Source organism: Streptomyces beihaiensis, from assembly GCF_026274175.1.
Lineage (GTDB): Bacteria > Actinomycetota > Actinomycetes > Streptomycetales > Streptomycetaceae > Streptomyces > Streptomyces beihaiensis.
The window spans coordinates 1-24,910 of the sequence record NZ_JAPHNL010000240.1; the positions used below are offsets into that span (position 1 = coordinate 1).

Here is a 24,910-nt window from a genome sequence, read left to right on the forward strand (position 1 = left end):
TGTTGAGTTCTCAAGGAACGGACGCTTCCTTTGTACTCACCGAGACCCTTCAGTCTCCGGCTTTCCTCCGGGCGCTTCCCTTCGGTGTTTCCAACCTTACCAGATCCGTTTTCCGTTCCGTTTCCGATCGGAATTTGTTTCCGGTACCCGTTGGAGGGGCCTTTGCCTTTCGGCGGTCTTTCGACTGCCCTTCGGCTGGACCGACTTTATCAGAGGATCTGATGTCGGATTTTCCGGCCTGTCGCGGGGCTCCGAGCACATGCGTGCACGGGTTTCCCTCAGGCGGAGCCGTAAACGTACTGGAGCGGGGCGCCGCGATGCAAATCGAGGCGCCCCGCTCCTCACGCGTGTCAGACCTCGACGACGACCGGGAGGATCATCGGGCGCCGACGGTACGTGTCGGAGACCCACTTGCCCAGCGTGCGGCGGACGAGCTGCTGCATCTGGTGCGGCTCGACCACGCCGTCCTGCGCCGACTTCTCCAGGGCGTCCGTGATCTTGGGAAGCACCGCGACGAACGCGGAGTCCTCGATGCCGGAGCCACGAGCCTGGATGTGCGGGCCCGCCGTGATCTTGCCGGTGCTGGAGTCGATGACCGCGAAGACGGAGATGATGCCCTCGTCTCCGAGGATCTTGCGGTCCTTCAGGGCCGGCTCGCCGACGTCGCCGACCGAGAGGCCGTCCACGTAGACATAGCCCGCCTGGACCTTGCCGGAGATCTTCGCCTTTCCGTCGACGAGGTCGACGACGACGCCGTCCTCGGCGATGACGATGCGGTCGTGCGGGACACCGGTGAGGGCACCGAGCTCGGCGTTGGCGCGCAGATGGCGCCATTCGCCGTGGACCGGCATCAGGTTCCTGGGCTTGCAGATGTTGTAGAAGTACAGGAGCTCGCCCGCCGAGGCGTGGCCGGAGACGTGGACCTTCGCGTTGCCCTTGTGGACGACGTTGGCGCCCCACCGTGTGAGGCCGTTGATGACGCGGTACACCGCGTTCTCGTTGCCAGGGATGAGCGACGAGGCCAGGATCACCGTGTCGCCGGAGACGATCCGGATCTGGTGGTCGCGGTTGGCCATCCGGGACAGCGCCGCCATCGGCTCGCCCTGCGAGCCCGTGCAGACCAGGACGATCTCGTCGTCCGGCAGGTCGTCGAGCGTCTTGACGTCCACGACGAGCCCGGCCGGGACCTTCAGGTAGCCGAGGTCCCGGGCGATGCCCATGTTGCGGACCATCGAGCGGCCGACGAAGGCCACCTTCCTGCCGTACTCGTGCGCGGCGTCGAGGATCTGCTGAATGCGGTGGACGTGGCTGGCGAAGCTGGCCACGATGACGCGCTTGCGGGCACCGGCGAACACGCCTCGGATCACGTTCGAGATGTCGCGCTCGGGCGGCACGAACCCGGGGACCTCGGCGTTGGTCGAGTCGGCGAGGAGAAGGTCGATGCCCTCCTCGCCGAGCCTGGCGAAGGTCGGCAGGTCGGTCAGGCGCCGGTCCAGCGGCAACTGGTCCATCTTGAAGTCGCCGGTGTGGACGACCATGCCGGCCGGGGTACGGATGGCGACGGCCAGCGCGTCCGGGATGGAGTGGTTGACCGCGACGAATTCGCAGTCGAAGGTGCCGAGGCGCTCGCGGTCGCCCTCCGCCACCTCGAGCGTGTACGGGCGGATGCGGTGCTCCTGGAGCTTCGCCTCGATCAGCGCGAGGGTCAGCTTGGAGCCGATCAGCGGGATGTCCGGCTTCTCGCGCAGGAGGTACGGGACGCCTCCGATGTGGTCCTCGTGCCCGTGCGTGAGGACGATGCCCTCGATGTCGTCGAGGCGGTCCCTGATGGATGTGAAGTCCGGCAGGATCAGGTCGATTCCGGGCTGCTCCTCCTCGGGGAAGAGCACTCCGCAGTCGACGATCAGCAGGCGGCCGCCGTACTCGAAGACGGTCATGTTGCGCCCGATCTCGCCGAGGCCGCCCAGCGGTGTGACGCGCAGGCCGCCCTTCGGAAGCTTCGGGGGGGCGCCGAGTTCAGGATGCGGATGACTCAAAAGACTCTCCTCACCACACACGCCACGTACCTGTGGGCACGTGGCGCGCGTGACGTTTCGTGCAGTAGCAGTTGTCTGTGGTGGTTCTACTTGCTTGCTTGTTCAGTTGATCGATTCTGTTGATTCAGTTGTGGAGCTTTTTGAAGTCTGTGTCAGAGCTGTACCCCGCCGGCGGCAAGATCGATCTTGAGCTGGGCGGTTTCCTCGGCGGTGAGCCCGACGAGCGGCAGCCTCAGCGGGCCCGCGGGCAGGCCCTGGAGATCGAGGGCGGCCTTGGTCGTGATCACGCCCTGCGTGCGGAACATGCCGGTGAAGACCGGCAGCAGCTTCTGGTGGATCTCCGTGGCCTTGTGCACGTCGCCCGCGATGTACGCGTCGAGCATGGCGCGCAGCTCGGGGGCCACGACGTGTCCGACGACCGAGACGAAGCCGCATGCGCCGACGGAGAGCAGCGGGAGGTTGAGCATGTCGTCGCCGGAGTACCAGGCGAGGCCGGAGCGGGCGATGGCCCAGCTGGCGCGGCCGAGGTCGCCCTTGGCGTCCTTGTTGGCGACGATGCGCGGGTGCTCGGCGAGACGGACGATCGTGTCCGTGTTGATCGGTACGCCGCTGCGGCCCGGGATGTCGTAGAGCATCACGGGCAGGTCGGTGGCGTCGGCGATCGCCGTGAAGTGACGCAGCAGGCCGGACTGCGGGGGCTTGTTGTAGTACGGCGTGACGGTGAGGAGGCCGTGTGCGCCGGCCTGCTGGGCGGCGTGGGCCAGCTCGATGCTGTGCCGGGTGTCGTTGGTGCCGACTCCGGCGACGACATGGGCGCGGTCGCCGACCGCGTCCACGATGGCTCGTACGAGATCGGTTTTCTCCGCGTCGCTGGTGGTCGGGGACTCGCCCGTGGTGCCGTTGACGACCAGGCCGTCGTTGCCTGCGTCGACCAGGTGGGCGGCGAGTCGCTGCGCGCCGTCGATGTCGAGTGCGCCGTCCGCCGTGAAGGGCGTGACCATGGCGGTGAGGACCCTCCCGAAGGGGGTCTGCGGAGTCGAGGTCGGAGCCATGGGTAACACGCTACTCGCTGCTCACGGTCAGGTGCCCCCTCGGGGGACGCGACAAGTCACGACAAAGGTGGAGCCCGGCACTGCCTGCTCGGGGGTTCAAGCAGTGCCGGGTCCGTTTGATCAGGCTAGATGAACTTTACGAAATGCTGCAATACGGACACTTCGGACGGCTCATCCGTACATATGTTGGAACCGGGAGGTCCTACGGCGCCACCCGGCCGTTGGCGTTGAACGCCGCGTACGTGAGCGGCATGAGCCTGGCCCACTCCGCCTCCATCTTCTCGCCGACCATCTCGATCTCACGCTGCGGGAAGGACGGCACCTTGGCGAGCTCGTGCTTGGTACGCAGACCGAGGAAGTGCATCAGCGAGCGTGCGTTGCACGTCGCGTACATCGACGAGAACAGGCCCACCGGGAGCACCGCGCGCGCGACCTCGCGGGCCACGCCCGCCGCCAGCATCTCCTGGTACGCCTCGTACGCCTGGCGGTAGGAGTCCTCCATCACGCGCGACGTCAGCTCCTGCTGGCCCTGCGTGCCCTCCACGAAGCGGTACTTGCCCGGGCGGCCCTCCTGGACGAGCTTGCGGTCGGCGTCCGGCACGTAGAAGACCGGGTCAAGCTCCCGGTAGCGGCCCGATTCCTCGTTGTACGACCAGCCGACGCGGTGCCGCATGAACTCGCGGAAGACGAAGATCGGGGCGCTGATGAAGAAGGTCATCGAGTTGTGCTCGAACGGGCTGCCGTGCCGGTCGCGCATCAGGTAGTTGATGAGGCCCTTGGAGCGCTCGGGGTCCTTCGACAGCTCGTCGAGGGACTGCTCGCCCAGCGTCGAGACACGGGCCGCGAAGAGCACGTCCGCGTCGCCGGCGGTGTGCTTGACCAGCTCGACGGTGACATCGCCTCGGAACGTCGGCTTGAGGTCTTCGGCAGGGGTTTCGGTCACGGCTTGGGGGTCCTTCCCATCATCTCGCTCGGGCGGCGCCCACTCTACGGGCCCGCACTGACAACCGGTCATCGCGCGCTCCTCACGACAATCCGCTGCGAAGACAACGAACTTCGGTGAATTCGGAGAAAGAGGGCACCTTTTGGTGCGTTCGCGCGTCTGTGTAGATGAACACACTTCGTTCGAGTCCGTTGAGGAGAAGCGAGTCCCATGTTTCGTCGGCGCGAGCCCGTACCGTTCGCCTTCGTCGCTGAAGCCGACAAGTTCCGCAGCAATGTGGCGCCACCGGAGCGCGAGCGGCCGTCGGCCGGGCAGATAGCCGGCCGTGCCCTGGTCGGGCTGACGGTCGTCGCGGGGCTCGTGGGCTCCCTGCTCCTTGCGATGCCCGCGCTCTCCTCCGACCCGTCCCCCGCGCACGTACAGCAGTCGGAGGCGGCCGACGGCCGGTGACACGGCGTCGGCGACATACCCCCTTGGCCCGCCCGACTGGAAGGGTGCGGCGGGCCTGGGTAGCCTCACCGGGCACAAGCCCCATCAGCGTGGATCGAGTGAGGACCCGTCGTGCCCCTGCCCTTCCTGACGGCCGACCGTGATTTCGGCGGATCCGATGAAAGCGCCTCCACCGCGCTGCCCTTCGACGACCGTGACCAGTGGCGTCGGCCGTACCGCCCGGGGCCGTACCGCGTCGGTGCCGCCGCCCTCTTGTTGCTGCTCGCCTCGTACGTGCTGTCCGCCGCGGTGATCATCGCCCTCGCCCGGGACGTGCCCGCGGCCGCGCTCTGCGGTGGGCTCGCGGTGGTGATCATCGCCGTGGCCGTGCGCGCGCTGCGGATGGGGACCTGGGTCAACTCCCGCGGGCTGCGGCACGTCGCCTTCTTCTCGACGCAGACGGTCGACTGGGGGCGAGTCACGTCCGCGCGCACGGTCCAGCAGCCGGTGCGCTGGCTCGGGCTGCCGCGCACCGTGCAGGGCCAGGCGCTCGTGCTCGTACGGCGTGATCGGCAGGACGAGCAGACGACGCTGCTCACCACTCACAACGCGGACTTTCTCGGCCGCTTCGAGGCTTTTGACCGCGCCGCCGACAGCGTCGAGGCGTGGGCCGACGAGTACCGGCCGCGCCGCTGACCGCTCGTACCGGTCGCTGCCCCTTTCTCGTTTCCCTCGCTTCCGCCGACCTCGCCGTCAGGCCATCGGCGTGCGACCCTCTTGCAGTGCGATCGCGCGCTGCATCGCCTTGCGCGCGCGTGGCGTGTCGCGGGCGTCCCGGTAGGCGACGGCGAGGCGGAACCAGCAGCGCCAGTCGCCCGGCGCGTCCTCCGTCTCGGCCTTGCGACGGGCGAAGACCTCGTCGGCGGAGTCCCGGTCGATGCGCCCGTACTCGTCGCGGCGGAGCTCGTCGACGGGCAGTCCGCCCTCCGCCTCCAGGAGCCGGGCCAGCCGGTTGGCCTTGGTGACGAACCGGGTGTTCGCCCACAGGAACCAGCTGCCGATGAGCGGCATGACCAGCACGGAGACACCGAAGGTGATGGTCAGCGCCGTGCCCTGCTGGATGAGCATGACGCCGCGGTCGCCGGCCAGGACGAAGTAGACGACCAGGACGGCGGCCGTGACGGCATACGTGATCTTCGCGCGCATCGCTCGGTCTCAGCCGTTCAGGTCGAGGAAGTGTTCCAGGCCGAAGGTGAGACCGGGAGTCGTCACGACCTTGCGGGAGCCGAGCAGGATGCCCGGCATGAAGCTGCTGTGGTGCAGCGAGTCGTGCCGGATGGTCAGCGTCTCGCCCTCACCGCCTAGGAGGACCTCCTGGTGGGCCAGGAGGCCACGCAGCCGGACGGAGTGGACCGGGATGCCGTCCACGTCCGCGCCGCGCGCCCCGTCGAGGGCCGTGGCCGTCGCGTCGGGCATGGCCGGGCTGCCCGCCTTCGCCCGCGCGGCGGCGATCATCTGGGCCGTGCGCGCGGCGGTGCCGGACGGGGCGTCGACCTTCTTGGGATGGTGCAGCTCGACGACCTCCACGGACTCGAAGTAGGGCGCCGCCGCTTCGGCGAACTTCATGGTCAGAACGGCACCGATGGAGAAGTTCGGGGCGATCAGGACGCCCGTCTCCGGGGAGGCCGCGAGCCACTCGTTCAGCTGCGCGAGGCGGTCCTCGGTCCAGCCCGTCGTGCCGACGACCGCGTGGATGCCGTGGGTGACGCAGAACTCCAGGTTCTCCATCACCGAGTCGGGCGTGGTCAGTTCGACGGCGACCTGGGCGCCGGACTCGACGAGCGTCTTGAGGTCGTCCCCGCGGCCGAGTGCGGCGACCAGCTCCATGTCGTCGGCGGCCCGCACCGCCTTGACGGCCTCGGAGCCGATGCGGCCCTTGGCACCCAGGACCGCCACGCGCAGCTTGCTCATGTTCTCCCAGTTCCTTACGTGCGAGGTGTTACGCGACCGCTTCGTGCAGGCGTGCCGCCTGCTTGTCCTTGAGCGGGCCGATGACCGACAGGGACGGGCGCTGTCCCAGGATGTCGCGGGCGACCTCGCGCACCTCGTCCGGGGTCACCCCGGCGATGCGCTCGAGCATCTCGTCGACCGACATCTGCTCGCCCCAGCACAACTCGCTCTTGCCGATACGGTTCATCAGCGCGCCGGTGTCCTCCAGGCCGAGGACCGTGGAGCCGGAGAGCTGGCCGATCGCACGGCGGATCTCGTCGTCGCTCAGGCCGTGCTGTGCGACCTGGTCGAGCTCGTCGCGACAGATCTTCAGCACGTCGTGCACCTGGCTGGGGCGGCAGCCCGCGTACACGCCGAACAGGCCGCAGTCGGCGAACGCCGACGTGTACGAGTACACGCTGTACGACAGGCCGCGCTTCTCCCGGACCTCCTGGAACAGGCGCGAGGACATGCCACCGCCGAGCGCCGTGTTGAGCACGCCCATGGCCCAGCGGCGGTCGTCGGTGCGGGCGATGCCCGGCATGCCGAGGATGACGTGAGCCTGCTCGGTCGTGCGGTCGAGCAGCTCCAGGCGCCCCGCCGCGCGCAGGCGCTTGCTACCGGCGCGCGGGCCGACGGGTGCCGCGTCGGCGCCGTCGAGCGCGCCCGCCCTCTCGAAGGCCGCGCGGACCTGGCGTACGACCTTGGCGTGGTCGACGTTGCCCGCGGCGGCGACGACCAGGTGCCGGGGGTCGTAGTGCTTCTTGTAGAAGCGGGCGATCTGGCCGCGGCTCAGCGCGTTGATCGTGTCGACCGTGCCGAGGACCGGGCGGCCGAGCGGCGTGTCGCCGAGCATGGTGTGCGCGAACAGGTCGTGCACGCAGTCGCCCGGGTCGTCCTCGGTCATCGCGATCTCTTCGAGGATCACGCCGCGCTCCGCGTCGACGTCCTCCTCGGCGATGAGCGAGCCGGTCAGCATGTCGCAGACGACGTCGATGGCGAGCGGCAGGTCGGTGTCGAGCACGCGCGCGTAGTAGCACGTGTACTCCTTGGCGGTGAACGCGTTCATCTCGCCGCCGACCGCGTCGATGGCCGCGGAGATGTCGAGGGCGCTCCTGCGGGAGGTGCCCTTGAAGAGCAGGTGCTCCAGGTAGTGCGTCGCGCCGTTGAGCGTCGGTGTCTCGTCGCGGGAGCCGACGTGGGCCCAGATGCCGAAGGTGGCGGAGCGGACGGAGGGCAGGGTCTCGGTGACGATGCGAAGGCCGCCCGGGAGGGTGGTCCTGCGGACGGTGCCGATGCCGTTGGCGCCCTTGATCAGAGTTTGGGTACGGGCGACGGCCCGCCCCTCCGAAGAGGTGCGGGCCGTCGCCTCGGTGCTACGGGACGTCACTTGTCGGCGTCGTCCTTCTTGTCCGCGCCCTTGTCCTCGCCGTCCTCGTCGTCGAGGACCGGGATCAGGGACAGCTTGCCGCGCGAGTCGATCTCGGCGATCTCGACCTGGACCTTCTGGCCCACACCGAGGACGTCCTCGACGTTCTCCACGCGCTTGCCGCCGGCGAGCTTGCGGATCTGCGAGATGTGCAGCAGACCGTCCTTGCCCGGCAGCAGCGACACGAACGCGCCGAACGTCGTCGTCTTCACGACGGTGCCCAGGTAGCGCTCGCCGACCTCCGGCATGGTCGGGTTGGCGATGCCGTTGATCGTGGTGCGGGCGGCCTCGGCGGAGGGGCCGTCGGCGGCACCGATGTAGATGGTGCCGTCGTCCTCGATCGTGATGTCGGCGCCGGTGTCCTCCTGGATCTGGTTGATCATCTTGCCCTTCGGGCCGATGACCTCGCCGATCTTGTCGACCGGGATCTTCACGGTGATGATCCGCGGCGCGTTCGGGGACATCTCGTCGGGGACGTCGATCGCTTCCATCATCACGTCGAGGATGTGGAGGCGGGCGTCCTTGGCCTGCTTGAGGGCGGCGGCCAGGACGGAGGCCGGGATGCCGTCGAGCTTGGTGTCCAGCTGGAGGGCGGTCACGAACTCCTTGGTGCCGGCGACCTTGAAGTCCATGTCGCCGAAGGCGTCCTCCGCACCGAGGATGTCGGTGAGGGTCACGTAGTGCGTCTCGCCCTCGATCTCCTGGGAGATCAGACCCATGGCGATACCGGCGACCGGAGCCTTCAGCGGCACACCGGCGTTGAGCAGCGACATGGTGGAGGCGCAGACCGAGCCCATGGACGTCGAGCCGTTGGAGCCGAGGGCCTCGGACACCTGGCGGATCGCGTACGGGAACTCCTCGCGCGTCGGCAGCACCGGCACGAGCGCGCGCTCGGCGAGGGCGCCGTGGCCGATCTCGCGGCGCTTGGGGGAGCCGACGCGGCCGGTCTCGCCGGTGGAGTACGGCGGGAAGTTGTAGTTGTGCATGTAGCGCTTGCGGGTCACCGGGGAGAGGGTGTCCAGCTGCTGCTCCATGCGGAGCATGTTGAGGGTGGTGACGCCCAGGATCTGGGTCTCGCCGCGCTCGAACAGGGCGGAGCCGTGCACGCGCGGGATGGCCTCGACCTCGGCGGCGAGCGTGCGGATGTCCGTCACGCCGCGGCCGTCGATGCGCTTCTTCTCCTTGATGACGCGCTCACGCACCAGCGACTTGGTCAGGGAGCGGTACGCGGCGGAGATCTCCTTCTCGCGGCCCTCGAACTCCGGCAGGAGCTTCTCGGCGGCGAGCGCCTTGACGCGGTCGAGCTCCGCCTCGCGCTCCTGCTTGCCGACGATGGTGAGCGCCTGGGCGAGCTCGGGCTTGACGGCGGCGGTCAGCGCCTCGAAGACGTCGTCCTGGTAGTCCAGGAAGATCGGGAACTCACCCTCGGGCTTGGCGGCCTTGGCGGCCAGGTCCGACTGGGCCTTGCACAGGACCTTGATGAAGGGCTTGGCGGCCTCGAGACCGGCGGCGACGACCTCCTCGGTCGGCGCCTGGACGCCGCCCTTGACCAGCTCGATGGTCTTCTCGGTGGCCTCGGCCTCGACCATCATGATCGCGACGTCGCCGTCCTCCAGGACGCGACCGGCGACGACCATGTCGAAGACGGCGTCCTCGAGCTCGGTGTGCGTCGGGAAGGCGACCCACTGGCCGTTGATCAGCGCGACACGGGTGCCGCCGATCGGGCCGGAGAAGGGCAGACCGGCCAGCTGCGTGGACGCGGACGCGGCGTTGATCGCCACGACGTCGTACAGGTGGTCGGGGTTGAGCGCCATGACCGTCTCGACGATCTGGATCTCGTTGCGCAGGCCCTTCTTGAAGGAGGGGCGCAGCGGGCGGTCGATGAGGCGGCAGGTGAGGATCGCGTCCTCGGAGGGCCGGCCCTCACGACGGAAGAAGCTGCCGGGGATCTTGCCGGCGGCGTACATCCGCTCCTCGACGTCCACCGTCAGGGGGAAGAAGTCGAGCTGGTCCTTGGGGTTCTTCGAGGCCGTGGTGGCCGAGAGCACCATGGTGTCGTCGTCGAGGTAGGCGACGGCCGAGCCGGCGGCCTGGCGGGCCAGGCGGCCCGTCTCGAAGCGGATGGTGCGGGTGCCGAAGGAGCCGTTGTCGATGACGGCCTCGGCGTAGTGGGTCTCGTTCTCCACTAGCGTGTTCTCCGTTACTTTTCGTCTGATTTCGTCTTTTGCCCCGCCACCCGTGTGGCGGAGGGGCTTGGTGGAGAAGCGCGCCGTGGTTGCGGGCCGGTCTTCGATCGAAGCACCCGGGGATCCACTTGCGTCTCCGGGGGCCACTACCGAGGACCGGCGGCGGCGCGGGTGCGCTTCTCGCGTATGCGTGTACTCGTGTCTCGCGTACTGGTTGTTCTCGAGGGGTATGCGTACGGCACCAGACTACAAAGCGCCTGTGACAGTGCGCACGTACAGCAAAGGGAGCGGCCCCCTCGAAGTGGGAACCGCTCCCTTCACGGCGTCTTATCGGGCGCCGGCCGCACCACGACGGATACCGAGGCGCTCGACCAGCGTACGGAAGCGCTGGATGTCCTTCTTGGCCAGGTACTGCAGCAGGCGGCGACGCTGGCCGACCAGGATCAGCAGACCACGGCGGGAGTGGTGGTCGTGCTTGTGCGTCTTGAGGTGCTCGGTCAGGTCCGAGATGCGGCGCGAGAGCATGGCGACCTGGACCTCGGGGGAGCCGGTGTCGCCCTCCTTGGTCGCGAACTCGGTCATGATCTGCTTCTTCGTAGCGGCGTCGAGAGCCACGCGTACTCCTCGTAGTGTTCTTCAAAGCCACCGAGTGCCCCTGGTCCACTTCTCAGGGGAGCTTCCATGACTCGGGAGGCGGGGATCCGCTGGGCGCTGCTCCCAGATGCTCCGGGAGCGCGTACACAAACGGCCGTCACCCACAGTACCAGCCGCCGGACGCGCTCCCGACCAGGCGGCCCTCCTAGCTGGTCATGGCCCGCGCCGACGTGTACACGTCGAAGACGGCGAGGGCGAGTGGGATGAGCGTGAGCAGCACGAAGGTCTCGGCGATCTCCAGGAAGCGACCCCAGAACGGGGTGACGCCGCGCCGCGGGGTGACCAGTCCGATCGCGGTGACCAGGGCGGTGGCCGCGCCGATGGCGGCGGTGATCCAGACCGAGCGGATGTCCAGACCGGTCGTGTCGTGCTTGAGCAGGGCGTCGTGCACGTAGCTGTACGGCGGGTGGAGCGCGAGACCGAGACAGAGGAAGATCAGGGCGGCGAGGCCCGCGGCGAGTGTGGCGCCCACCTGCGCCGTGTAGCGGAACAGGTGGGCCCGCATCAGCAGGGCGACACCGGTGGCCAGGGCGAGCAGCTGCGCCCATACGTCGCTGGAGAAGCCCAGGACGATCGAGGCGCCCACGGAGACCAGGGCGCAGCCGCCCACCAGGCCGACGAGCAGCTCGTGGCCGCGGCGCGCCTGCGCGGCGACACGGTCGGCGTCGATGACCTCGTGCGCGCCGGCGGGCTCCAAGGTGGTCTCGTAGCCGGCGCGGCCCTGGCTGGGCGGGTCGAAGCCGATGGGCAGCCGGGCGAAGCGCATGGACAGGCCGGGCAGGAAGGCGAGGGCGCTGACCGCGAGCGGGGCGCAGACGGCGGCCGTCTCGATGGGCCTGAGGTGGGTGAGGATCGCGACGAAGGTCGTGAGCAGGCCGATGAGCGACGCGAAGACGAACGCCACGAACGGCCCGTCGCCGCCGGGCGACACCAGGGTGAGCACCACGGAGGCGACCAGGACGGCCGCGCAGGCGAGCAGGAACTGGAGGCGGCCGATGCCCTGCCCGTCGGCGAGCGGCAGCAGGCCGGAGCCCGCGACCGCCACGTTCGGCAGGGCGCCCAGGCCGAGGGCGACCGCCGAGCCGCGGTCGTCGTACACGCGCGCGCGTACGCAGGCCAGCGTCACCAGGAGGAGACCGGCGACGGCGGCGAGGATGCCCTGGAGGCCGTGCATGTCGTGGCGCACGTGGAGGCTGGTGATCTGCGAGCTCCACGCCACGAAGGCGATCAGGGCGGGCAGTACGCCCCCGGCCACCAGGCCCGCCGCGCGCGTGAGGTCACCGCTCCACAGGGAGCGGTCCTTGGTCACGGCGGAGGCGACGGCCTCGGAGACGTCGTCGAAGACGGCGGGCGGCAGCGACTCGGCGAACGGCCGCAGGGTGAGCAGCTCACCGTCGAGGATGCGCTGCGCGGCGAAGGAGCGGGCGCCGTCGAGGACGGTGCCGTCGCGGCGTACCAGGTGGTAGCCGACGGGGGCGCTCTCGGCGGGGCTCTGCCGGGAGAGCCGCAGGATTTCGGGGTAGAGGTCGGCGACCGGGACGTCGTCGGGCAGTGCCACGTCGATGCGGCTGTCGGGCGCCACGATGGTGACGCGGCAGAAGCCGAGGCCCGTGCCCGCCCCTGCGGGGGCCGTGGAGCCCGATCCGCCGGTCCGGCCGCCCGGCGCGGAGGCCGTCATGCTCACCTGTCTGTTCCCCCTTGTTGTGAAGGCTCGTCTGCTGCGAGAGCTCGTCCGTGCGCATCCGCCTGTAAAGATCCTGTGCACGTTGTACGGTGCGCCCCTGTGGGCCGGTCACACGCACCCTCCCGCCCGGAGGCGGAGGCGACGAACGCGCTCCGAAACCATATGTTTTGCCCGAATTTCCCGGGCCGGACCGCACCTGCTCACGTGTATCCCCGGCACCCTACCGCCCGCCGTTGTCCGTGGTTGTCAGTAGGATCGCGAACCGCGATCGACGTCCGCCTGACACGGGGCGGCGGACGGGAAAATCTCGGTCCGGCAAGGGAATTGGTGCAGAGTGAGCCACATCGTCGTCAAGCGCCCGCCTCGGGCACTGCCGTCCGAGGTGCCCACGGAAGAGGTGGTGCTGCAGCCGCCGCCGGAGCTGCCGCGCGGGCAGCAAGAGGGCGCCCTGATGCAGATCCTGCCCATGCTGGGCATGGCCGGCTCGGTGGTGTTCTTCTTCAACCCCTCGTCTCCGCCGTTCATGCGGATCATGGGCATGGTCATGGTGGCGTCGACCATCTCCATGGGCATCGCCATGCTGGTCCGCTACCGCCGCGGCAACCAGGGGCAGATGGCGGACATGCGCCGCGACTATCTGCGCTACCTGGGGCAGACCCGGCGCGAGGCCGTCGACACGGCGCGCAAGCAGCGCGACGCGCAGTACTACCTGCACCCCTCGCCCGACCAGCTGTGGGCGCTGGTCGCCGAGGGCAGCCGGGTGTGGGAGCGGCGCTCCGGCGACGCGGACTTCGCGCAGGTGCGCGTGGGCCTGGGCGCGCAGGGCCTGGCCACTCCCCTGGTTCCGCCGCAGACCGCCCCGGTCGACGAGCTGGAGCCGCTCACGGCGGGCGCGATGCAGCGCTTCCTGGCCGCGCACGCCACTCTTGACGACCTGCCGATGGCGGTCTCGCTGCGCGCCTTCTACCACGTGACGGTGAGCGGTGAACCGACGACCGTGCGCGGCACCGCCCGCGCCCTCGCCGCGTCGCTCGCCTCGCTGCACTCACCCGAGGACCTGGTGATCGCCGTCGCCGCGGGGCGGCAGAGCGCACCCGAGTGGGAGTGGGCCAAGTGGCTGCCGCACACGCAGGCGCCGGGCTTCTCGGACGGAGCGGGCACCCGCCGCCTGATCACCACGGATCCGATGGAGCTCGAGGAACTCCTCGCCTCGCGCCTGGAAGGGCGGCCGCGCTTCCACCCCGGCGGCCCACCGGTCCCCGAGCAGCCGCACCTGGTGATCGTGCTCGACGGCGTCTCTCCGCCGCCCACCTCGCTGTTCGCCAGCCCCGAGGGCCTGCAGAGCGTGACGGTCGTCGAGATCGTGCCCGGCGACCTCCACACCGGCCGCGGCGACCTGTCCATCGTCGTCCACCCGACGATGCTGCACCTGGAATCGGCGCAGGGCATGGTCTACGAGGGCGTGCCCGACGTGCTCTCGTACGAGGCCGCTGACGCGCTGGCCCGGCAGCTGGCGCCGCTGCGCATGGCGTCGGGCGGTGACAGCGACGACCAGCCGCTCCTCGCCAACCTGGAGTTCACGGACCTGCTCAACCTGGGCGACGCGGCCTCGGTGGACACCAAGCGCACCTGGCGACCGCGCTCGCAGGCCGAGCGGCTGCGCGTGCCGATCGGTGTCGGCGAGGACGGCGCGCCCGTCATGCTCGACCTCAAGGAGGCCGCCCAGGAGGGCATGGGCCCGCACGGCCTGTGTGTCGGCGCCACCGGTTCCGGCAAGTCGGAGCTGCTGCGCACCCTGGTGCTCGGCCTCGCGGTCACCCACTCCTCGGAGACGCTGAACTTCGTGCTCGCGGACTTCAAGGGCGGCGCGACGTTCGCGGGCATGTCCCAGATGCCGCACGTCGCGGCCGTGATCACCAACCTGGCGGACGACCTCACCCTCGTCGACCGCATGGGTGACTCGATCCGCGGTGAACTCAACCGCCGCCAGGAGATGCTCCGCGACGCGGGCAACTACGCGAACATCCACGACTACGAGAAGGCGCGCGCGGCCGGTGCCCCGCTCCAGCCGATCCCGTCACTCGTCCTGGTGATCGACGAGTTCTCCGAGCTGTTGACGGCGAAGCCGGACTTCATCGAGATGTTCGTGCAGATCGGCCGCATCGGCCGTTCGCTCGGCGTGCACCTGCTGCTCGCCTCGCAGCGCCTGGAGGAGGGCCGCCTGCGCGGCCTGGAGACGTATCTCTCCTACCGCATCGGCCTGCGCACCTTCTCGGCGGCCGAGTCGCGCGCCGCGCTCGGCGTCCCGGACGCGTACGAACTGCCGAACGTGCCCGGTTCCGGCTTCCTGAAGTTCGGCACCGACGAAATGGTCCGCTTCAAGGCGGCGTACGTCTCCGGCGTGTACCGCACGGGCTCGGCGACCCAGGTCGCCACGCCCGGCGGCCCGCTGCCGGTGGACCGGCGGCCCGTGCTGTTCACGGCCGCCCAGGTCCCGGTCCAGTACAAGCAGCTGCCGCAGCAGCGGGACGGAGAGGGGGGTGAGGCGGCTGCCGCGGCCAAGGGCCAGAAGGACGACGCCCTCGCCGACACCGTCCTGGACGTGATCGTGCGGCGCCTGGAGGCGCAGGGCCCCTCCGCGCACCAGGTGTGGCTGCCGCCGCTGGACAGCCCGCCGTCGCTCGACTCGCTGCTGCCGGGCCTCGCCCCGGTGCAGGGCCGCGGCCTCACCCAGCCCGGCTACGAGGGCGCGGGCCGCCTGATCGTCCCGGTCGGCCTCGTCGACAAGCCGTACGAGCAGCGCCGCGACCCGCTGTGGATCGACTACGGCGGCGCGGCGGGACACATGCAGATCGTCGGTGGTCCGCAGTCCGGCAAGTCGACGCTGCTGCGCACCATCATCGCGTCGTTCGCGCTCACCCACACACCTCAGGAAGTGCAGTTCTACGGTCTTGACTTCGGTGGCGGCGGCATGGCGGCCGTCGAGGGGCTGCCGCACGTGGGTGGTGTGGCCTCCCGTCTCGACCCGGAGAAGGTGCGCCGCACAGCGTCCGAGGTCTACGGCATCCTGACCCGCCGGGAGGAGTACTTCCGCACGGCCGGGATCGCCTCGATCGCCGACTTCCGGGCACGACGCGCGCGCGGCGAGATCTCGATGACCGACCAGCCCTGGGGCGACGTGTTCCTGGTCGTCGACGGCTGGGGCAACTTCCGCACCGACTACGAGGCGTTGGAGCCGCTGGTCCTGGACATCGCGGCCCGCGGTCTCGGCTACGGCATCCACGTGATCGTCACGGCCTCGCGCTCCATGGAGGTCCGGGCGAACATGAAGGACCACCTCATGAACCGCCTCGAACTCCGTCTCGGGGACACGATGGACTCCGAGTTCGACCGCAAGGTCGCGGCCAACGTGCCGACGGGTGTGCCGGGGCGTGGCCAGACCCCGCAGAAGCAGCACTTCATGGCGGCGGTTCCGCGAATCGACGGCCTGTCCTCCGACACGGACCTCGCGGAGGCCACGTCGGCGCTGGCCAATGAGGTGTCCCGGCACTGGACGCAGCCGGGCGCGCCCGCGGTGCGGCTGCTGCCGCGCGAGTTCCCCGCGCGGCAGCTGCCGCCGGGCGACCGGTTCCCGGAGCGGGGTATCGCGTTCGCGCTCGACGAGGACAACCTTGAGCCGGTGTTCGTGGACTTCGAGCAGGACCCGTTCTTCATGATCTTCGGTGAGAGCGAGTCCGGTAAGTCCAACCTGCTGAAGCTGCTCATCAAGCAGTTGACGCAGCGTTACAGCGGCGACACCTGCAAGCTCTTCGTGGTCGACAACCGCCGCTCGCTGCTCGACGTCACTCCGCGCTCACACCTGGCGGAGTACATCCCGATGTCGAACCAGATGGACCACCACATGAACGCACTGCAGGACCTGATGCAGCGCCGTACGCCCACGGCCGACGTGACGGCCCAGCAGCTGCGCGACCGCAGCTGGTGGCGCGGGCCGACGGTCTACGTCGTCATCGACGACTACGACCTGGTGTCGACGTCCAGCGGCAACCCGCTGTCGGGCCTGACCGAACTCCTCCCGTTCGCACGGGACGTGGGCGTGCGCTTCATCATCGCGCGCTCGACGGCGGGCGCGGGCCGCGCGGGTTACGAGGCGTTCATGCAGCGCATGAAGGAACTCGGCGCGCAAGGCGTGGTGCTGGCGGGTGACCCGAACGAGGGCGACCTGCTCGGTGGCGTCCGCCCGCGCGCGATGCCGCCCGGCCGCGGCACGTTCGTGTCGCGCAAGAGCGGACGGCCGCTCGTCCAGATCGGGCAGGTGGAGCAGGACTACTGACGCCACGCCGCCGACGCGGGAGGCCGCCGACGCGGAAGCACCGAGCGCCACAAACGTGACCGGGACCGACCTGCCGCCGGCGGGTCAGTCCCGGCCGCCGTTTCGGCCGCGCACGGCGAGCCAGACGCACAGGGCGACCAGGAAGATGACGACCAGCCAGAACCACGGCCCGATGTCACCGGACCCACCGGAGCCGGAACCGTAGTGGTGGTGGCTGTGGTGGTAACTGTGGTGGAAGAAGTGATGGTGGTAACCGCGAGCCGCGACGTCCGTGTGCACCTGCAGGAAAGTCATGCGCACGACAGTACGGGGTGCCCTGTTTCCGGAGCGGCGCGGGACACCGGCCAAGTAGTCTGACGCCACAGTTCGTTCGCACGTGGAGCGCGTTTCGCTCGTCAGGAAGGGGCCCGCCACCATGGCAGATGCTCAGGAACAGCAGGAGACTCCCCAGGAGCGCCGGGGGGCCCAGGAGACCCCTGAGGAGATCAAGGCCCGCAAGGAACGCGAGAAGAACGAGCTGTACGCACTGGACATCTCCGACGTGGAGTGGCACTGCGCCCCCGGCACCGAGGAGCACGAGGAGCGGGTCGAGATCGCGTATCTGCCGGGCGGCGCCGTCGCGATGCGCTCGTCGCTGGAGCCGGAGACGGTCCTGCGCTACACCGAGGCGGAGTGGACGGCGTTCGTCCTGGGCGCGCGCGACGGAGAGTTCGACCTGGAGCCCGCCCCGCACAACGGCGGCCTGGCGGCGGACCAGCCGTAACCGCGAACACTCGCACACGTACACACGTACGTGGGGCCCAGGTCGTCTCCGGCCTGGGCCCCACATACGTGCAAGCGGCGGCGGGGTTCAACGCGCGACGCGCATGTCCTGCCACACCAGCCGGTGGTCGGAGCTGACGACGGTCTTCCCGTCGCCGGTCAGCCGGTACAGGTCGCTGTCGGTCGTCGGCCAGAACACACCGTTGTCCCCCGGTTCGAGACCGTGTGAGGGCAGCACCACGTCGAGGCGGAGGTTGCCGGGCGCGGTCGGCCCGTTGTCCCTCGAGTCGATCGTGTCGTAGGCGGGGTTGCCCGACTGCCCCGCGTTGGCGCCGCCCTGCAGCGCCGCGGCCTCGACGCCACCCGCGCTCGCGGGCGGTACGGCGGGCAGGTTGACCCGGTCGCTGTCGAGGAGCTGGCGGATGGCGTGCTCGTAGGAGTCGCCGTCGTACGGGTCGGCGTTGTGGTCACCGGCGACGACGAACAACTCGTCGCGGCACAGCCCGCCCCGGTCGCCCAGATCGTCATAGATGTACGAGGCGGTGCGGCCGCCCCGCACATAGTCCGCCCAGAAGCGGATCTCGTCGTGGTTGCGGTGACCGTTGTGGTCGTCGGGCCCGTCGAACACGGGCGGCGTCGGGTGGTCCACGAGGAAGTGCACGCGCTCGCCACCGATACGGATCGGCACGTCCCAGTGGCTCTTGGACGACAGACGCAGGATCTGGCGGGCGGCGTCGGTGTAGTACGCGTCGGGGATCGCGTTGCCCGGCATGTCCCGCCACAGGAACTTCTGGAAGGTGCGCACGCGGCGGACGTCGATCGGGAACCGGGAGAGCACCGCCATGCCGTACTGTCCCGGGAACAGTCCGTATCCGTAGCAGTCGTCGGCGTACGCGCCCGATCCCGGCGTGGTGACGGCGCCGTTGCGCCCGTCGACGTCGATGCCGGTCGGGACACCGGTGTTGACCGGGGCGAGGAACCGGTGACCGTAGTGGAGCGGGGCGACGCCGGGGTGCTGGGCGACCCCGAGGTAGTGCCGCTCGAAGAGCGCGAGGGCCTCGTGCCCGGAGTCGTAGTCGAACTCCTGCAGCAGGATCACGTCGGGCCGCACCCGCTGCACGATCTCGGCGACGGCTTTCGCCTGCGCGTCGGTCCGGGTGGCCAGGTCCTTGAGGAGGCCGCCCTGGGTGGGCCGGTTGAGCGAGGTGTTGAAGGTGGCGAAGCGAACGCTGGGGCCGCGGCCGTGTCCGTGGTGCCGGGCGGGGCGTGCGGGCTGTGCGAGCTGTGCGGACTGCCCGGACCGGGCCGGGGCGGCGGCGTACGCGGTGCCGTTTCCGGCCGCGAGCGCGGTGAGGGCGGCGCCGGTGGCGAGACCCGTGAGGCCGGTGAGGGTGGCCCGGCGGGCCGGGCGGCCGGTCGGCCCGAGCGGGAGGCGATCATCGGTCATGGGCGTCCAACTCCTGTGGATGGGCGGGCGGTTGCCGCTCGGGATTCTTCGCGCGTAGACGCGGAGCCGACAAGGGATCGGCGGTTAATTCACCGCAAAAAGATCGGCCGCCGGCCACAACCCCGCTGCTCCTCGCCCGCTCCCTTCCCCTTCTCCTTCCCCCGCCGCGGGTGCGGAAGCGCGGTTGTGGCGCGGGCCGTCTCAATCAGCGATCCCGTGGACCTTCCTGTACTCGATCGCGTACGCGAGCTTGCCCGGCTTGTCGTCGCCGTAGAGCCTCGAGAGCTTGCCGAAGGCCCCCTTGCCGGCCGCCTTGCCCTCGTTCCACTCCTTCAGGGCTCCGAGGTCGGAAGCGGTGGCACCGCCGTCGACCACGGCCTGCGGGGAGAGCGCGCTCTGCGCCCGGCTCACCTGACGCACGGTGTCGAGGTAGCTCGCGAAGTCGTCCCGCTTCCAGGTCGACAGGTCGACCTCGGCCGAGGAGCCGCGCAGCCAGTTCGCCCAGTGGAACTTCGCGTACGTCGCCGTCGGCGAGTCGTAGCCGATCCCCTTGGCGAAGTAGACGAGGCCGCGGAGCCGGTCGTCCGTCATGTCGCGCAGACCGAGGTGGGTGGGGAGCTTGTTGACGCCGACCGGGTCACCGTTCGCGTCGCGCAGCCAGACCCAGTGGTGGCGCTCCATCTCGGACCAGAACCGTCGGCGGGGCAGGGTGCTCAGGTTGGCCTGGACGCGTACGCGGATGGTGACGTCCGGTCCGGCGATCTCGTCGAACGCGGTGAGGGTGTGGTGCCCGTCGGTGAGGTACGGGGTCCCGCCCGGACCGATCACCACGGTCTTCATCTCGGCGAGGCTGTCGTCGTTCTCCTGCCCCTTCGGTATCTCGCAGGTGAAGGTGGAAGGGTCGGACAGCCGGGCGTCGGGCCGCGCGGCGGCCGCGCCACCCTGCCCGTTCGCCTCGCACCAGTCGTCGAACCGCTTGTTGACCTTGTCCTTGCCCAGCGTGTAGCGGCCGAGCTTGTAGTAGATCTCGTCGTAGCCGACGGACGTCTGGGTGGGGTGCACGTCCCCGATGCGGATCTTCAGCAGGTCTCCGGCCCGGGCGCAGAGATACCGGGAGTTCGGCGTGTGGCGGTGGTCGTGGTGGCAGAAGGACGGTTTGCCGGTCGGGGCGGTCGGGGCTGCGGCCGCGGGGACGGTGCCTGCGACGATGCCGACGAGTGTGGGCAGGGCGAGGGCGGAGAGGGTCGCACCCAGGTTCCTCGTCTTGCGTTGCTTGTTCGCCTCACCCAACTGGCGCGCCTCACCCGACTCGCGCGTCTCATCCGGGTTGCGCGCCTCGCTCGCCTTGTTCGTCCGCATTGCCGTCGCCCCTCGTCGTCCCCGGTGTCATCCGTCAGTCGCGCACCGCCGGTCAGGCTCCAGCAGATACGTGGCGGAGAAACGGCAGCGATACGAACTTCCGGGGATCAAGGGGTGAACGAGGGCGCGCGAGGCAACGACGCGCCGACGCCCGCCCTTCCTAGTTACCAGTGGTGGCGAACAGCTCCAGGTGCCCGCACTTCGGGCAACGGTGAGCCTCGATCTGCCGCCAGGCCCGCCCCATCCGCTTGGCGCCCCCGAGTATCCCCCGCTCCAAAGCGCCCTCGATCCACCGCGCGTACCCGCGCGAGTTCTGCCCGGCGTCCTCGATGAAACCCTCGGACAGGCCGACGGTGCCGCACTGGGTGCATGTGTAGGTGTTGGTCATCGGGCGAGTCTAGGAGGTGGACGTGCTCGATCAACGAGCCCAAGCCCCGTGTGCGCTGTCAGGTAGCGGACCCGAACCGAGCCCGCACCCCTCGGGCGAACAGCCGGGCCTCGGCAAGGTCATCCTCGTCGGGTCGCCCCTTCCGGATCCCGCCCACAGGCTTGAACGGCGCCCAGGTATCCCACGCCCGGCACGAGAAGGCGCCAACGACGGGAAACCCCTTCTCCTCGAGCACACGCACCAGCGGTCGGGTGTACGGCCGAAACGGAGCCTCAGGAAGCCCGCTGGTGGAGAAGACGAAGGCATCAGGGCGCTCTTCTTCCCGCCGCGGCAGCCCCTGGACGAAATCCCGCAGCCGCGGGTGGAAGGCCATGCGGAAGATCCCGGACCCGATCCCCACGAGGTCGTAGCCCGCGAGTTCTCCTGGGTCGACATCCTCCGGAGCGACGACCGAGGCGTCGAGGACGCGCCCCATCGCATCGGCGACCTTCCATGTGTTGCCGTGCGACACAGATACGCACACGATCAAGGCTTTCATGGTGATGCCCTGCCCTTCACAGACTCCGTTGTGCCGTCAACATGCCCATGGCGTCGCCAGTTGGGCTGCGCGGCGCCACATTCTGTAGAACAGAGCACGGCTTGCGAGTGTGACACCAGCAGGTGTGATGGCAACCACATTCCCCTCACACTCCGGTCAGCGCTTCGACCTCGCTCTCGGGCACGCCGAACACACGCTTCTGGCCGACAGCGGTAAGCAGGCAGCACCTCTCGGCAGGGCCGCACTTCGTGGGCCAGTTCCCCTGCCGCGCGAAGTCCCCCAGCGCTCGTACCAGGAACAAGAGCGGGTCTTCTTGAGGCGCCTCCGGCAGATGAGGCCGCAGGCCACTGAACTTGATTGGGTGATGTCGAAGCCGTTCGCCTGACGGCGGTCGGTCCACTCCGGTAGCCCTGGACCGTGAGATACGCGCAGGGCGGCGGGTTGACCGACGCCGGGAGGGCCGCGAGGGAGCGGGGGCGGCTTCAGGCCGTGGAACGCTTCGAGGGCGGACAGAAGAACAGGGAGATCGCTGCCGCGCTCCGGGTCAGTGAGCGGTCCGTGGAGCGGTGGCGGCGCCAGTGGCGCGAGTGCGGCGACGTGGGTGTCCTGTCGAAGGGATCGCCGGGGCGGCCGAGGCTCAGCGAGCGCAGATCGCGAGGCTGGAGCGGGAGTTGGAGCGTGGGCCGCTGGTCCACGGCTGGGCCGACCAGCGGTGGACACTTGCACGGATCAAGACGCTGATCGGCCGGCTGTTCCACGTGAGCTGCACGGTGGAGGGCACCTGGCTCCTGCTGAAGCGGCACGGCTGGTCCTGGCAGCAGCCCGCCCGGCGGGCGATCGAGCGTGACGATGCGGCGGTCGAGGTGTGGAGGAAGGAGACCTGGCCGCGGGTAAGAGCACCGCGGCGGCGTGTGACGGCTGGATCGTCTTCGAGGACGAAGCCGGGCAGTCGATGACGCCGCCGCGAGCGAGAAGCTGGGGACGCAGGGGCGCAACGCCGGTGGTCCGGGTCCGTGGCCGGGGCTCGGGCCGGGTGTCCATGGCCGGGCTGACCTGCTTCAAGCCGGGGAAACGGTCCCGGATGTTCTACTCGGCCCGCGAGTACCGGGGCCGCAAAGGTGAGCCGAAGGGCGTCGGCTGGCGTGACCTGCGCGATCTGCTGGTCCGGGCTCACATCCAGCTCGGCGGCCCGATCGTGCTCGTGTGGGACAACCTGCGGATGCACCTGGTCGAGCCGATGCGCGACTTCATCGCCGCCCACGCGGACTGGCTCACCGTCTTCCAGCTTCCAAGCTTGCACCGGACTTGAACCCTCAAGAGGGCATCTGGTCGCTGGTCAAGCGCGAGATCGGCAACCTCGCCGCGGCCGACCTCAGCCAGATCACCCAGGCCGTCAAGCGGAGGCTCAAGCAGATCCAGTACCGCCCAGACCTGGCCGGCACCGACCTGATCACGGATGACTGACCGACATCACGAATTCAAGTTCAGAAGCATACGAAGCCTCTGATGGACATGGTTCTCTTAGTCGAAAACGCATCTACCAGGGGCTTCATCTGTCTGTCATTCCACCTTTCCAGCTGACGCGGGAGATTGGAAAGGGCTCAGTGAGCTCACTCTCTCGTATGAACCGGGAGGCGACACCCGCGCCTGGGTGCCGCTACCACGACCGGCCGCCGACGCCTGCCGAGACTGAGCAGAGGGGCAGAAGCCGACATCAATTTCCCGGGCGAACGCATGGTCAACCCGCACGCCCAATACCGAACGCCGTTGTGACCAGTGACGGATCCCCCTTCTTCCCACGTCCTTCAACCGAGTGGGCACCGAAGAAGATTCGGCCGTCCTCAACGATTACATCGCTGAGATTATCGGCATAAGTCAACGGAATATTCTCACTGGAGACAGCGAAGTAGAAATATTCGCGTTGTTTCCCGCTGGCCGGGTCCAGGCTGACCAGAGACTGTGGTGCATAGTTGTCGTAGCTAGACTTGTACGCCAGCAGCTTGTTCCCACTCATGCGGATCGGATGCAGCAGCTGGTCGTCACCAGCATCAAACTTTACGCGACTCTTCCCCGTGGCCAAATCGAACCCAACCACCCAGTTCGTGGCATGCCCAGCACCTACGAGATCATCTTCGCTGGTGATGAAAGCCTGCCCGTCGCCCACTACGACCCGAGAACAGCGGTCGACAAGGAACGTATCGCAATTGACCTTGTAGTGCCCGCCGTCGAGGCGGATAGTCGTGCGATACTTGCCCCGCTCATCGAGTGAAATGAGGTCAGTCACGTCGGCTTCCCCGGCACCGACACCAAGGACAGGCGGATCACTAGAGATCAGAGAAACCCACTGGATGCCTTCGTCCGCCTTGTAAGTCCACTTCACGCGACCAGAGCGCGGCTCTAGCTTCTGCACTCGGAAACGGTCGGAATCACTACCCGACGGCGTGCACTCATCCACGACCAGGATGCCGCGGTCACCTGAAAATCCCCAGTTCGCACAGTCCGGTGCGGTGCGCCTCATCCAGAGTTTCTCCCCACTCTGCATGTCGTACGCTGCGGCTCCCTTGCCCTGCCAAGAAACAAGAACAACGCCGCGAGCCATCGTCACAGTTGTCGGGGTGTCTGTGTAGCCCATTTTTGCGCGACCTGGAAAGGTAGCCTGCCAAGTCTTTTCGCCGGTATCAAGGTCGATCAGAGCAACCTGGTTGCACACGTCTCCATGGTGTCGATCCTTGAAAAGAACAGCCGTCCGGCCATCAACCGTGACCAAAGGCGTGGTCCCACAAATGGGCCCCGGCAGTACTTTGACCCACGCGTCTGTGTCGTCGGATATGTTCTCTGCTTCAAGCTTGTCGTACCTGCCTTTGACAAGCGTCTTGCCAGTAGCCCAGGTCCCAGGCGTCGCTTGACCTTGTTTCGGCTGCAATTCCTTTGTAGTCACCGAGGCAACCAGGTGGCCAGCGCCCCCCTTCGGCGGACCTTCCACAGTCTCTCTAATCGCATCTGACGCCTGCCGAGCAGTCGTACGCTTGGCAATCTCACCCGAAGAGCTTTCCTTTGTATTCTGCGCCCACAGTAGCCAGCTTCCGGCACACACGACAACGGCTACAGCCAGGGTTATCGCACCCCAGATTCTTCGACGCTTCTGCCTGCGCTGTGCGGCTACCTGTTGTGACTGGGTATACAGCGACGGTGGTGGCCCAAAGGTCATTAGCCCTCATCATTCATGATCTGCGACCAGGCTTAGCGACTCCACCGCACCAGCCATACCGCGTTCCAAATCATTCCTGCATCACTAGTATCGAAAAACCACAGGGTGGGTGCCTCCAATTCGGCACCCACCCTGAAAGAAGAAATCCCACAGCTTCTACTCGAAGTAGCTAGCCGCCTTCTTGTCGCCACCCTGGTAGTGACCGTGGGCCTCGTGCACGGCGTGGCCGATCTTGGTGATCGCCTCGTGAATGTGCCGTGCCTGCGTGTCCCACCGCTGCAGCTTGTGGTGGAACTCCTCTGCAGACACACCCTCCCAGTACTGGTGGCTCTTCTTGACGAGCTGCTTCAGCTCCTCAAGGTCGGCTTCGAGAGCCTTACCCTCGTTTCCGATAGTCGTCGCAGCAGAGTCGAGCCCCGCGTAGACTACGTGCAGTCCGTCGGCGTTACGACCGCTCATGTGTCCTTTACCTC

At 68.5% G+C, this 24,910-nt stretch carries 20 protein-coding genes and 1 pseudogene; 5 read left to right on the forward strand and 16 right to left on the reverse strand.

The features are described from left to right. Positions 1–350: 350 nt before the first annotated feature. The 3 genes from OFY01_RS18665 to thyX all read right to left on the reverse strand — a co-directional run bounded on the left by OFY01_RS18665 (position 351) and on the right by thyX (position 4,031). Positions 351–2,036 carry a ribonuclease J gene (locus OFY01_RS18665; protein ID WP_266601344.1) on the reverse strand — a complete coding sequence of 562 codons (1,686 nt, stop codon included), beginning with the start codon at positions 2,034–2,036 and terminating at the stop codon, positions 351–353. Positions 2,037–2,188: 152 nt separating this feature from the next. Beyond that, positions 2,189–3,088, reverse strand: coding sequence for a 4-hydroxy-tetrahydrodipicolinate synthase (dapA, locus tag OFY01_RS18670; RefSeq protein WP_266601346.1), 900 nt, complete (start codon positions 3,086–3,088; stop codon positions 2,189–2,191). A gap of 202 nt (positions 3,089–3,290) precedes the next feature. Continuing rightward, positions 3,291–4,031, reverse strand: coding sequence for an FAD-dependent thymidylate synthase (thyX, locus tag OFY01_RS18675; protein ID WP_266601348.1), 741 nt, complete (start codon positions 4,029–4,031; stop codon positions 3,291–3,293). A 210-nt stretch (positions 4,032–4,241) separates the two neighbouring features. On the opposite strand from thyX, the gene OFY01_RS18680 reads away from it, so the two are divergent. Next, entirely contained in the window at positions 4,242–4,481 is a 240-nt protein-coding gene (locus tag OFY01_RS18680; RefSeq protein ID WP_266601350.1) for a hypothetical protein, read from the forward strand. 111 nt (positions 4,482–4,592) lie between these two features. After that, positions 4,593–5,156, forward strand: coding sequence for a hypothetical protein (locus OFY01_RS18685; RefSeq protein ID WP_266601352.1), 564 nt, complete (start codon positions 4,593–4,595; stop codon positions 5,154–5,156). Between the two features lie 57 nt (positions 5,157–5,213). Here OFY01_RS18685 and OFY01_RS18690 read toward each other — a convergent pair whose 3' ends face one another. The 6 genes from OFY01_RS18690 to eccD all read right to left on the reverse strand — a co-directional run bounded on the left by OFY01_RS18690 (position 5,214) and on the right by eccD (position 12,396). Next, positions 5,214–5,666, reverse strand: coding sequence for a hypothetical protein (locus OFY01_RS18690; RefSeq protein WP_266601354.1), 453 nt, complete (start codon positions 5,664–5,666; stop codon positions 5,214–5,216). Positions 5,667–5,675: 9 nt separating this feature from the next. Beyond that, positions 5,676–6,431, reverse strand: coding sequence for a 4-hydroxy-tetrahydrodipicolinate reductase (dapB, locus tag OFY01_RS18695; RefSeq protein WP_266601356.1), 756 nt, complete (start codon positions 6,429–6,431; stop codon positions 5,676–5,678). Between the two features lie 28 nt (positions 6,432–6,459). Then, positions 6,460–7,839, reverse strand: coding sequence for a M16 family metallopeptidase (locus tag OFY01_RS18700; RefSeq protein ID WP_266601358.1), 1,380 nt, complete (start codon positions 7,837–7,839; stop codon positions 6,460–6,462). Continuing rightward, positions 7,836–10,064 carry a polyribonucleotide nucleotidyltransferase gene (locus OFY01_RS18705; protein WP_266601360.1) on the reverse strand — a complete coding sequence of 743 codons (2,229 nt, stop codon included), beginning with the start codon at positions 10,062–10,064 and terminating at the stop codon, positions 7,836–7,838. The genes OFY01_RS18700 and OFY01_RS18705 overlap by 4 nt, the downstream gene beginning before the upstream one ends. A gap of 327 nt (positions 10,065–10,391) precedes the next feature. Next, positions 10,392–10,679 carry a 30S ribosomal protein S15 gene (gene rpsO / locus OFY01_RS18710; RefSeq protein ID WP_266601362.1) on the reverse strand — a complete coding sequence of 96 codons (288 nt, stop codon included), beginning with the start codon at positions 10,677–10,679 and terminating at the stop codon, positions 10,392–10,394. 184 nt (positions 10,680–10,863) lie between these two features. Beyond that, a complete protein-coding gene (gene eccD / locus OFY01_RS18715; protein ID WP_266601439.1) occupies positions 10,864–12,396 on the reverse strand; it encodes a type VII secretion integral membrane protein EccD in 1,533 nt (510 codons plus the stop codon). A 340-nt stretch (positions 12,397–12,736) separates the two neighbouring features. Here eccD and eccCa point away from each other — a divergent pair, with 340 nt between their 5' ends. Next, positions 12,737–16,735 carry a type VII secretion protein EccCa gene (gene eccCa / locus OFY01_RS18720; RefSeq protein WP_266601364.1) on the forward strand — a complete coding sequence of 1,333 codons (3,999 nt, stop codon included), beginning with the start codon at positions 12,737–12,739 and terminating at the stop codon, positions 16,733–16,735. Between the two features lie 84 nt (positions 16,736–16,819). On the opposite strand, the gene OFY01_RS18725 is transcribed toward eccCa, so the two are convergent. Beyond that, positions 16,820–17,029: a hypothetical protein gene (locus tag OFY01_RS18725; protein ID WP_266601366.1), complete on the reverse strand. Its 210-nt coding sequence runs from the start codon at positions 17,027–17,029 to the stop codon at positions 16,820–16,822. A 121-nt stretch (positions 17,030–17,150) separates the two neighbouring features. Between OFY01_RS18725 and OFY01_RS18730 the strand changes: the two genes are divergently transcribed. Then, entirely contained in the window at positions 17,151–17,498 is a 348-nt protein-coding gene (locus OFY01_RS18730) for a DUF397 domain-containing protein (RefSeq protein ID WP_266601368.1), read from the forward strand. A gap of 87 nt (positions 17,499–17,585) precedes the next feature. On the opposite strand, the gene OFY01_RS18735 is transcribed toward OFY01_RS18730, so the two are convergent. The 4 genes from OFY01_RS18735 to OFY01_RS18750 all read right to left on the reverse strand — a co-directional run bounded on the left by OFY01_RS18735 (position 17,586) and on the right by OFY01_RS18750 (position 21,229). Beyond that, entirely contained in the window at positions 17,586–18,944 is a 1,359-nt protein-coding gene (locus OFY01_RS18735; RefSeq protein WP_266601370.1) for an endonuclease/exonuclease/phosphatase family protein, read from the reverse strand. A 201-nt stretch (positions 18,945–19,145) separates the two neighbouring features. Then, the gene (locus OFY01_RS18740; protein ID WP_266601372.1) at positions 19,146–20,303 is read right to left on the reverse strand and encodes a ParB/Srx family N-terminal domain-containing protein; all 1,158 of its coding nucleotides are present in this window, start codon (positions 20,301–20,303) and stop codon (positions 19,146–19,148) included. Positions 20,304–20,463: 160 nt separating this feature from the next. After that, positions 20,464–20,691, reverse strand: a complete 228-nt coding sequence (locus OFY01_RS18745; protein ID WP_266601374.1) for a hypothetical protein — start codon at positions 20,689–20,691, stop codon at positions 20,464–20,466. A gap of 58 nt (positions 20,692–20,749) precedes the next feature. After that, a complete protein-coding gene (locus OFY01_RS18750) occupies positions 20,750–21,229 on the reverse strand; it encodes a flavodoxin family protein (protein ID WP_266601376.1) in 480 nt (159 codons plus the stop codon). Between the two features lie 417 nt (positions 21,230–21,646). Between OFY01_RS18750 and OFY01_RS32815 the strand changes: the two are divergent. After that, a pseudogene (locus tag OFY01_RS32815) lies at positions 21,647–22,693 on the forward strand (IS630 family transposase). Positions 22,694–22,967: 274 nt separating this feature from the next. Here OFY01_RS32815 and OFY01_RS18770 read toward each other — a convergent pair. Together OFY01_RS18770 and OFY01_RS18775 are read right to left on the reverse strand one after the other, a co-directional pair. Beyond that, complete coding sequence (locus OFY01_RS18770) at positions 22,968–24,167, reverse strand: outer membrane protein assembly factor BamB family protein (protein WP_266601382.1); 1,200 nt, start codon at positions 24,165–24,167, stop codon at positions 22,968–22,970. 426 nt (positions 24,168–24,593) lie between these two features. Then, positions 24,594–24,896: a WXG100 family type VII secretion target gene (locus tag OFY01_RS18775; RefSeq protein WP_266601384.1), complete on the reverse strand. Its 303-nt coding sequence runs from the start codon at positions 24,894–24,896 to the stop codon at positions 24,594–24,596. Positions 24,897–24,910: the final 14 nt, after the last annotated feature.